The following is a 9433-nucleotide window of genomic DNA, read 5'->3' as shown; positions in this document are numbered from 1 at the left end:
TTTGAACTTTTGCTTTGTCACAGGATGTCGCTACAGGGTCAGGAGTGTGGTGATCTGATCCTAATTTCGGCTAAAAGTTCGATTTATTCAACAAAGCCTCACGGCAAGCGTATGTCTGAGTTTCATTGTGGTGTTTCTTGCTTTCGTTATCGGCGGTACTTACACCCGGCGGGTTAACGTAACCGGCGAGATAACCTCCTATCCCCGTGTTGCTAATGTCTATTCCACCGTGCAGGGGGGGGGTAGTCAAACAATTCATCACTGAAGGGCAAGTGATTAAAGCCGGAACGCCCGTTTACCAGATTGACGTCAGTAAGAGTACCCGCAGCGGCGTGGTCAGCGAAAATCAGCGCCAGGATATTGATAGCCAGATAGCGCGAATCGCACAGATAATCGGCCGCCTGGAAAGCAGTAAGCAGTCCACCCTGGCGATGCTGGAAAAACAGAAGGCGCAATATAGCGCGGCGTTCAAACGCTCCAGCGATATCCTCAGCAGCGCCCAGCAGGGGATACGTATCATGAAGGAGAGTATGGAGAATTATCGCCACTACCAGGCTAAGGGGCTTATCACGAAAGATCAACTGACTAATCAGGTGGCGCTGTATTACCAGCAGCAGAATAACCTGCTCGGGCTGAGCGGGCAAAATGAGCAGAATGCCCTGCAAATTACGGCACTGGAAAGCCAGATCCATACTCAGGCCGCCGAGTTTGATAATCAGATTTACCAGATGGAACTGCAACGCTACGAGCTGCAAAAAGAATTACTCAACATTGATGCGGGTGGGGCGATCATCGTGCGGGCGCTGGCTGATGGGCGCGTTGATTCGTTAAGCGTCACTGTCGGGCAGATGGTCAACGCCGGTGACAGTCTGCTGCAAGTTATTCCCCGCAACGTCGGTTACTACGCGCTGGTTATCTGGGTACCCAATGATGCTATTCCCTATATCGCCGCGGGTGATCGGGTCAATGTCCGTTATGACGCCTTCCCGGCGGAGAAGTTCGGCCAGTTCGCCGGCAGGGTGGTTGTCATCTCTAAAGCCCCGGCGTCGCCGCAGGAAATGCAGACCTACCAGGGGGCCCCTAAGGCCGGCGGCATCCCCTATTACAAAGTGATTATCAGGCCAGCAAAGCAGGCTATCACTTACCACGGCAAACGTCTGAGTCTGGAAAACGGGATGAAAGCGCAAAGCACGTTATTCCTGGAAAAGAGGAAGATTTATCAATGGATGCTGTCACCTTTCTACGATATGCAACACAGTGCTGCGGGGCCGCTCAATGAGTAAGTTTTCTTTTAAACGCCTGGTGGGCCAGCTGGATATACATCTGTTCAAACGTGTACCGCTGGTGCACCAGACGGAAGCCTCGGAATGTGGTTTGGCGTGTCTGGCCATGATTTGCGGGCACTATGGCAAGAATATTGACCTGATAGCATTGCGCCAGCAATTTAACCTGTCAGCGCGGGGCGCTACGCTGTCCGGACTGGTGGGCATTGCCGAGCAATTGGGGTTGTCTACCCGCCCGTTATCATTGGATCTCGATGAGCTCAGCGCCCTGAAGACCCCCTGTATCCTGCACTGGGAATTCAATCATTTTGTTGTTCTGGTTAGCGTTGGGCAGAGCCGCGCGGTATTGCATGATCCGGCGCGCGGGCGGCGTACTGTCAGCCTGACAGAGCTCTCTGGCTGTTTTACCGGGGTCGCGCTGGAGATCTGGCCGGGGAGCGCCTTCACCGCTAATACGATACGCAACAAGCTCAGCCTTGGTTCGCTGATAGGCAGTGTCCACGGCCTGAAATGGACACTGGGTAAAATCTTTTGCCTGTCACTGGTGATAGAGACCATTAATCTGGTGATGCCGGTCGGCACCCAGCTGGTGATGGATCTGGCGATCCCCGCCGGGGATCAGGGCTTGCTCACACTCATTTGTGCCGGATTAATGTTGTTTATCCTGCTGCGGGCGGCGGTCAGCATGGTGCGCGCCTGGTCGTCGTTAGTGATGGCCACGCTGATTAACGTGCAGTGGCAGTCCGGGCTGTTCAATCACCTGATGCGGCTGCCGCTGGGATATTTTGAGCGGCGTAAGCTGGGGGACATTCAGTCCCGCTTTGGGTCACTGGATACGTTACGCAGCACATTCACTACCAGTATTGTCGGCGCCATGATGGACAGTATCATGGTCATTGGCGTATTGGTGATGATGGTGTTGTACGGCGGCTGGCTGGCCTGGGTCGTGATGGGGTTTACGGCGCTGTATGTGCTGCTGCGCCTTGTGACCTACGGCTACTACCGGCAACTGTCGGAAGAGTCACTGGTGCGAAAAGCCCGGGCCGGATCGTATTTTATGGAGACGCTCTACGGGATTGCCACCGTCAAAATTCAGGGAATGGCGGAAAGGCGTGGGGCGCACTGGCTTAATCTTGAAATTGACGCCATTAATACCGGTATCCGGGTCAATAAAATGGACATGCTGTTTGGCGGTATTAATACGTTCATCACGGCCTGTGACCAGATAGCTATCCTGTGGCTGGGGACCAGTCTGGTTATTGATAATCAGATGACCATCGGTATGTTTGTCGCCTTTGGTGCATTCCGCAGCCAGTTTTCCGACCGGGTTAGCTCGCTGACTGAGTTTGTTCTTCAACTGCGGATGATGAGCCTGCACAACGAGCGTATTGCGGATATTGCACTGCATCCGCGGGAAAACCGTAAGCCAGACTTACCCTACGCGGCGAAAATGCAGCCGGCCGCCCTGGCCACTTATGCGCTCAGTTATCGCTACGACAGCCAGTCCCCGCCGATATTCAGTAAGCTGGATCTCGCGATTAACCCAGGGGAGAGCGTCGCCATTGTGGGGCCCTCTGGCGCCGGGAAAACAACCCTGATGAAGGTGCTTTGCGGATTGTTTCCCCCTGACAGTGGCCGGGTGGAGGTCAACGGTGTTGATATCCAGCAACTGGGGGTGAATAACTACCATAAAATGATTGCCTGCGTGATGCAGGATGACAAGCTATTTTCTGGCTCGATTCGTGAGAATATCTGCGGCTTTTCAGACAGTGTGGATCATGAATGGATGCAGATATGTACCCGCGCCAGCTATCTGCATGAGGTTATTATGCAGATGCCGATGGGATACGAAACGCTGATCGGCGAATTGGGGGAAGGCTTGTCTGGCGGTCAAAAACAGCGCTTGTTTATTGCCCGGGCAATTTATAAAAAACCGGCGCTGTTATTTCTTGATGAAGCCACCAGTGCACTGGACAAAGAAAGTGAAAGCGCGGTGAATCAGGCAATAAAAGATCTGCGTATTACGCGGATTATCATTGCTCACCGGGAATCGACCATTTCTTCTGCCGATCGGGTCATTACCCTGCAGCCAGCCACGCCATGATACTTACCGTGATGATACTTACCGTGATAAAAGAAACCCTGCATTTTATGCAGGGTTCAGTTTGGCGTATTCAGAAGGTGTATTAATGGAAGAAACTGCGGTAGAAGCCATCGAGAGCGCCTTCGATGCCAGCCCCTAAGGTGTGGCCTGTCACATTACCAATATCAGATCCGATATTGCCACCGACATCGCTACCAATGCTGACACCGAGGCCGCCGCCGATGACATTGCCGACGGCCGGAACAATCGAGCCGGCGATGGCGCCAGCCACGCCTGCCGCGGCCGAGCCAATAGCGCTGCCCGCTGTTTTCCCGATGATCGACCCTGCTGAGGTAAGCACATCCTGAATCAGGCCGGCACCGCTGACATCATTAATTTCATGAACCGTTAATTCACGCATAGCATTCTCCTTAAAAATTCATAAAAATGTCACACTGTTATTATCGGGAAAAAATATTACCAATAAAAGAGGTGACACTATTGAAAACCTCACTTGCGACATGGGTTACCGCATGAATACTTTGAGAGGCAACATTACCGGCAAAAGAACCTAATGACGTGCCAAGATTTCTGGCTGGTGCATCAAGTTCCCCATTAAGCAGGTTGCTCACAGCACCGGCACCACTGACTTGCTGAATATCTCTTTCACTTAGTTCTCTCATTTATTTGCTCCTTAGTTTGCACTTTGGTTGGCATGTAAATTAACCACGAGATGTAAATGGGATTATTTCATTAACCGTGGCTATGTAAAATTAGCACAGTGTGAAAATATAATTAGCTGTAGTTTCAACGTAAGCTAAATGGCTATAAATAAATACTTTGGTTATTTCTTATGTGCAAAGAGTATAAAAATATATTAAATCACCTGATAATTAATGCCAGTTTAAAATAACCATATGTTAACTGGTTATTTTCCTGAATATTTAAATAATATTGCCCAGGCACATTATTTATCAGGTTATCCAGAACATAGCTTTTTAGTACGTTATATTTTTATCCTGATGACGACTATCCCGGTGCGGCTGGTGCCCACAAGATGCCACACTTATTGTATTCATGATAATAATTTGATTGCCATTGATTTTGCTGACTATACTGCTTCTCGGCAACGTAAAATTAACATTAAATTAACTATGGCGGTGGCGAGAATGAGCGTGGAAAAGCGGGCAGGGTCGGTGGCAGCCAGTGGCTGGATCAATGGGCTTATCGGGGTGGTGATTTTCAGTGGCTCGCTGCCGGCAACCCGGCTGGCGGTGGCCGATTTTAGTCCGCTGACGCTGACCGTTGCCCGTGCCGCCATCGCCGGGATCCTTGGGCTGCTATTGTTAGTTATTTTTCGCCAGCCGAAACCCGCCAGGCAGCAGCTCTGGTCATTGCTGGTGGTGGCGGCCGGGGTGGTGATTGGCTTTCCGCTATTGACGGCGCTGGCGGTACAACAGGTGACGGCGGCCCATTCGATTGTTTTCCTCGGCTTGCTGCCCCTGGCCACTGCGGCCTGTGGTGTACTCCGCGGCGGGGAGCGCCCCGGTGGCTTGTTCTGGGTGTTCGCTGTGGCGGGGAGCCTGCTGGTGGCGGGGTTTGCGGCCAGCCAGACCGCAGGCTTACCGGGACGTGGTGATCTGCTGATGCTGGGGGCGATTGTGCTGTGTGCCATTGGTTATGCCGAAGGCGCCCGGCTGACCCGCACCCTCGGAGGCTGGCAGGTGATCAGCTGGGCGCTGGTTATCGCACTGCCGCTGATGATACTGCTGTTGATCTTTCTCTGGCCGGCGAATCTTGCCGCGGTCAGCCCCCGCGGGTGGTTTGCGCTCTCTTATGTGGCGTTGTTCAGTATGCTGATCGGGTTTATTTTTTGGTACCGGGGGCTGGCCCAGGGAGGGATTGCGGCAGTAGGGCAACTGCAATTATTACAGCCGCTGTTAGGGCTGGGCCTCTCGGCAACGCTACTGGGCGAAGCCGTCAGCCCGGAAATGCTGCTGGTGAGCCTGGGGGTTATCTTGTGTGTGGGCTGGGCAAAAAAATGCGCCAGCCCACAGGCGGCGCGTTAGCCGGCGATCCATAACCGCAAAACTATTCTCGCTATCAACGGCGATGGGCCAGGCGACGCACCAGCCGGTCGCCGGTCATTTGTACCCCCTGGACCAGCACAATCAGGATCAGTACCGTGCTAATCATGACGGTATTGTTAAACCGTTGATAGCCATAGCGGATAGCGAGGCCGCCCAGGCCACCGCCGCCAATGACGCCCGCCATGGAGGAAAAACCAATCAGCATCACCACGGTAAGCGTAATCCCTGCCAGCAGTGTCGGCAGGGCCTCCGGCAGCAGGGATTTGGCAATCACCTGCCAGGTATTCCCCCCCATAGATAACACCGCTTCTATTCGCCCATAGTCCACTTCATCCAGCGCGCTCTCCGTTAGGCGGGCAAAGAATGGGAAGGCGCCAATGGTTATCGGCACCACGGCGGCGGTACTGCCCAGGGTGGTGCCAATAATAATGCGGGTGAAAGGAATTAAGGCTATCAGCAGGACAATAAAAGGCAACGAGCGGCCAAGGTTAATCATCGATCCCGCCAGGGCGTTAAGGGTGGGCATCGGCGCCAGCCCGCCTGGGCGTGAGACAAACAAAAAAATCCCGGTGGGCAGCCCCAGCAGAACGGTAAATAAGGTCGCCAGGCCCACCATATAGAGGGTATCCAGGGTGCCGCCCAGCAACAGCGGCCAGAGATCGTCCCAGCTTATGCTACTCCGCATAATGGCCTCCCGCTGAAACCGTGGCGGGCTAAAAATGCCTGCTCAGAATGCGGATCATGCAGCAGAGACTGGCCCAGCGTTGACCAGGGGGCGGCCAGTAAATCCGCGAGGCTGCCGTATTCGGTGATTTCACCCTGTTCCAGCAGGGCCGCGTGATCGCAGAGGGTTTTGACCACCTCGAGCTGGTGGGTGATCAGGACAATGGTGAGTTTGAACTGCCGGTTAATATCGGCCAGCAGATCGAGTATTGAGGCGGTCGTCTCTGGATCGAGGGCGCTGGTGGCTTCATCGCACAGCAGCACCCGGGGCCGGGCCGCCAGGGCTCTGGCAATACCCACCCGCTGCTTTTGCCCCCCGGAGAGCCGGGAGGGGTAGGCGCTGGCTTTATCCTCCAGCCCAACCAGCGCCAGTAATTCCTGCACCCGGTGCTGGCGCTCCACTTTCGCAATACCGGCAATCTCAAGGGGAACGGCGATGTTATCCGCCACGGTTCTGGCGTGAAGTAAATTAAAGTGCTGGAAAATCATGCCGGTGCGCAGGCGGTAATCCCGTAGCGCGGTTTTATCCAGCCGGGTAATCTCCTCGCCATTGACGGTAATGCGGCCGGATGTCGGCCGCTCCAGCAGGTTAAGGCAGCGGATCAGCGTGCTTTTACCCGCGCCACTGCGCCCGAGGATCCCGTAGATTGCGCCCCCGGGGATGGTCAGTGAAATATTGTTCAGTGCCGGTCGGCCTGCTCCGGCATAGGTTTTGCTCAGCCCGCTAATCTCAATCATGATTGTGGCGTTACCGGGATCACGGAGCCGTTATAGTGGCTGCGGATAAACTCCGCCACCTGTGGGGAGGTGAGGTCACGCGCCAGCGCTTTAATCCGCGGGTCGTTAGCCAGTGCCGGGGTGGTCACCAGGATGTTGGCATAGGGGTTACCGGTAGCTTTTTCCAGCCCGAGGGCATCTTTTGCCGGGATCAGGCCGGCTTCCAGGGCATAGTTGCCATTGATTACCGCCAGGTCAACATCGTCCAGAGCCCGGGGGATTTGCGGGGATTCGATCTCCAGGATCTTGAGGTGTTTCGGGTTGGAGGCGATGTCTTTTGGGGTCGCCAGGGTGGACGTTGCCTGGGCGAAACGGCTGTCCAGGGTAAGCAGCCCCTGGTGTTGTAGCAGTAACAGCGCCCGGCTCAGGTTGGTGACGTTATTGGGCACTGCCACCGTGGCGTTATCCGGGACGGCGGCAAAGGTTTTGTATTTATGGGAATAAATGCCCAATGGCTCGATATGTACCGTGGCGGCAACCACAAAGGTTTTCCCTAGTGCTTTTTCCTGATCCTGAAGATAGGGCACATGCTGGAAATAGTTAGCATCAACATCGCCATTGGCCAGCAGCTCGTTGGCATTGACCCCGCTGGTTAACTCCTCCACCTTGAGATCTAATTGCGGATCAATGGTTTTGATGTAGTTGAGGATCTCGGCGTGGGGGACCGGGTCCGCCGCCACGCGCAGTGCAGACGCCTGTGCGGATGTCCCTGCCAGAGAAAGTGACAACGCGACCCCTGCCAGCGTAAAAACAGCTTTTTTCATGGTGAATTCCTGTTGCGTTATGGTTATACGATGAGTTGACCGGGGTATTTACGGTACAGATCCTGGTAATAGCGCTCCGCCACATCCGGGTGTGAGCGCAGGCGGCCTTTGAGGTAATTCCAGCCAACTTCCCGCAATAGCGGGTTTTGCGGGTCGCTGTCTGGGCCGCGCGCCTCCCGGGCCAGCGCCGGGGGCAGGGTATAGACCGGAACTTCGGCATCCAGCCGGGCGCCGAGGAAGAAGGCGATGGACAGGCGCTGTTGATGGGCCGGTGGCGATACCACCCGGTGTACTGTGGCGCGCAGGTAGCCATTGGTGGCCAGTTCAAGAAGTTCGCCGATGTTCACCACAAAGCTGCCTGGCAGGGGGACCGCATCGATCCACTGCCCGGGAGCGACTTCAACCTGTAAGCCCTTTTGTTCGTCCTGTAATAAGAAGCTGAGAAATCCCGAGTCCTTATGGGCGCCAACGCCCTGATGACTTTGGGTTTCCTGCTGCCCGGGATAGCGGATCAGCTTGATATGCTCATTGGGTTTATTGCCATATAGCGTGTCGAAGGCATCCACCGGCAGTGAGAGCGCTTGCGCAAACGCGTGTAACAAGGTGATCCCGACCTGGGTCATGGCGTGTTGCCAGCAGAGCAGGGTTGTTTTGAGCGACGGCAGAGAAGCTGGCCACAGGTTAGGCCCCTGGAGCCGCTGCCAGTGTGGCCGCTGGGCATCCAGTTGCAGGGCCGGGCGCTCGGCACCGATATCAAATTGCTCCCGCCAGTCGGGTTCGCCCCGGGTAAGCTCTGAGGCGGCCCGGTTATAACCGCGAAAATGCGGCGAGTGGATCATGGCGACTTGCTGCTTTTCAGCATCCGGCAGGGCGAAAAAACGGCGTGATTCCTGCTGCACAGCGTGTTGCAGGCCCGTATCGACACCGTGGTTAATCAGGTAGAAGAAGCCGATATCACGGGCGGCCTGGCGCAGGTCCGCCAGGAAAGCGTCTTTTTCAGCGGGGTCCGTATAACGGGCTAAATCGAGAATCGGTAATGTGGTCGCGTTCATTGCGTGCTCCGAAAACAGTATGCAGGTGTTTTGGTTTATTCAGATTCAGGCTCCGGGGACAACAGCAGCGCATGGTGATCTCCTCAATAAGTGGGTGAGTTACAGAGTGCCGTAACCAAAAATAATCAACCAATAACGTTATTTTCTAATTTATATCTGGCGGGGGTTCTGTGCTTTTGCAAATCGTGGATAAGGGCGGGAAAATGGGGTGGATGGACCGTGGGAAAATGGTCATCCAATTTTCGGTTGTGGTATTTTCAGTACGGGCAGTGGCTACAGCAATTGGTGCAAATCGGATTGCTACTGTGATTTCACATCACAGGATTATGGCTAAAGACGGCTATATGACAGGCTATGGCGGCGGTATTGCCCACAAAGCCTGGTTGATTGAATATGAGAGGTATTAGCTCAGATAAGCGCAGAGCTAATACCCATAACGCTTTCATTTGTTATTTACATCGGGGACTTCTGGTTTTTTATTAACTCAAACAGTGCATCCCGATGCCCCATCGTAGCAAGGGAAGACAGGGCTACAGATGGTGTATGGTCAAATGATTTTTGTTTAGGGAAGGTGCGAACAAGTTCCTGATATGAGATCATCATATTCATCCGGAGCGCATCCCAGAGGGACATCATGAGCCATCAACTCACCTTCGCCGAT

At 54.3% G+C, this 9433-nt stretch carries 9 protein-coding genes and 1 pseudogene; 4 read left to right on the top strand and 6 right to left on the bottom strand.

The features are described 5' to 3' along the window. Positions 1-112: 112 nt before the first annotated feature. A pseudogene (locus tag F9C28_RS19065) lies at positions 113-1283 on the top strand (HlyD family secretion protein); the annotation flags it as partial. Further along, the gene (locus tag F9C28_RS19060; RefSeq protein WP_233149179.1) at positions 1276-3387 is read left to right on the top strand and encodes a peptidase domain-containing ABC transporter; all 2112 of its coding nucleotides are present in this window, start codon (positions 1276-1278) and stop codon (positions 3385-3387) included. The pseudogene F9C28_RS19065 and the gene F9C28_RS19060, both read left to right, overlap by 8 nt. Positions 3388-3469: 82 nt before the next feature. Here F9C28_RS19060 and F9C28_RS19055 read toward each other — a convergent pair whose 3' ends face one another. After that, positions 3470-3787, bottom strand: a complete 318-nt coding sequence (locus tag F9C28_RS19055) for a hypothetical protein (RefSeq protein ID WP_199016853.1) — start codon at positions 3785-3787, stop codon at positions 3470-3472. A gap of 40 nt (positions 3788-3827) precedes the next feature. Next, positions 3828-4049 carry a hypothetical protein gene (locus tag F9C28_RS19050; protein WP_199016852.1) on the bottom strand — a complete coding sequence of 74 codons (222 nt, stop codon included), beginning with the start codon at positions 4047-4049 and terminating at the stop codon, positions 3828-3830. Positions 4050-4535: 486 nt separating this feature from the next. Between F9C28_RS19050 and F9C28_RS19045 the strand changes: the two genes are divergently transcribed. After that, the gene (locus tag F9C28_RS19045) at positions 4536-5435 is read left to right on the top strand and encodes a DMT family transporter (protein WP_199016851.1); all 900 of its coding nucleotides are present in this window, start codon (positions 4536-4538) and stop codon (positions 5433-5435) included. Positions 5436-5469: 34 nt separating this feature from the next. Here the strand turns inward: F9C28_RS19045 and F9C28_RS19040 are convergent, their stop codons facing one another. The 4 genes from F9C28_RS19040 to F9C28_RS19025 are packed head-to-tail and all read right to left on the bottom strand — an operon-like array spanning position 5470 to position 8772. Continuing rightward, a complete protein-coding gene (locus F9C28_RS19040; protein WP_199016856.1) occupies positions 5470-6129 on the bottom strand; it encodes a methionine ABC transporter permease in 660 nt (219 codons plus the stop codon). Next, positions 6126-6917 (bottom strand): methionine ABC transporter ATP-binding protein, encoded by a 792-nt coding sequence (locus F9C28_RS19035; protein WP_199016850.1) that lies wholly within the window; start codon positions 6915-6917, stop codon positions 6126-6128. Before F9C28_RS19035 ends, F9C28_RS19040 begins: the two co-directional genes overlap by 4 nt. Beyond that, the gene (locus F9C28_RS19030; protein ID WP_199016849.1) at positions 6914-7720 is read right to left on the bottom strand and encodes a MetQ/NlpA family ABC transporter substrate-binding protein; all 807 of its coding nucleotides are present in this window, start codon (positions 7718-7720) and stop codon (positions 6914-6916) included. The genes F9C28_RS19035 and F9C28_RS19030 overlap by 4 nt, the downstream gene beginning before the upstream one ends. Positions 7721-7743: 23 nt before the next feature. Beyond that, positions 7744-8772, bottom strand: a complete 1029-nt coding sequence (locus tag F9C28_RS19025) for an isopenicillin N synthase family dioxygenase (protein ID WP_199016848.1) — start codon at positions 8770-8772, stop codon at positions 7744-7746. Positions 8773-8942: 170 nt separating this feature from the next. Between F9C28_RS19025 and F9C28_RS20520 the strand changes: the two genes are divergently transcribed. Further along, positions 8943-9179 (top strand): methylated-DNA--[protein]-cysteine S-methyltransferase, encoded by a 237-nt coding sequence (locus F9C28_RS20520; RefSeq protein WP_408641540.1) that lies wholly within the window; start codon positions 8943-8945, stop codon positions 9177-9179. Positions 9180-9433: the final 254 nt, after the last annotated feature.

Origin of the sequence: Shimwellia pseudoproteus, assembly GCF_016415625.1 — a bacterium.
Taxonomy (GTDB): domain Bacteria; phylum Pseudomonadota; class Gammaproteobacteria; order Enterobacterales; family Enterobacteriaceae; genus Shimwellia; species Shimwellia pseudoproteus.
The sequence above is the reverse complement of the archived record's forward strand: the minus strand, read 5'-3'. Positions and strand labels throughout refer to the sequence as shown.

Bases quoted from the DNA above. Each gene is read 5' to 3' on its own strand.
- F9C28_RS19060 (WP_233149179.1), top strand. From the start codon at position 1,276: ATGAGTAAGTTTTCTTTTAAACGCCTGGTGGGCCAGCTGGATATACAT.
- F9C28_RS19055 (WP_199016853.1), bottom strand. From the start codon at position 3,787: ATGCGTGAATTAACGGTTCATGAAATTAATGATGTCAGCGGTGCCGGC.
- F9C28_RS19050 (WP_199016852.1), bottom strand. From the start codon at position 4,049: ATGAGAGAACTAAGTGAAAGAGATATTCAGCAAGTCAGTGGTGCCGGT.
- F9C28_RS19045 (WP_199016851.1), top strand. From the start codon at position 4,536: ATGAGCGTGGAAAAGCGGGCAGGGTCGGTGGCAGCCAGTGGCTGGATC.
- F9C28_RS19035 (WP_199016850.1), bottom strand. From the start codon at position 6,917: ATGATTGAGATTAGCGGGCTGAGCAAAACCTATGCCGGAGCAGGCCGA.
- F9C28_RS19030 (WP_199016849.1), bottom strand. From the start codon at position 7,720: ATGAAAAAAGCTGTTTTTACGCTGGCAGGGGTCGCGTTGTCACTTTCT.
- F9C28_RS19025 (WP_199016848.1), bottom strand. From the start codon at position 8,772: ATGAACGCGACCACATTACCGATTCTCGATTTAGCCCGTTATACGGAC.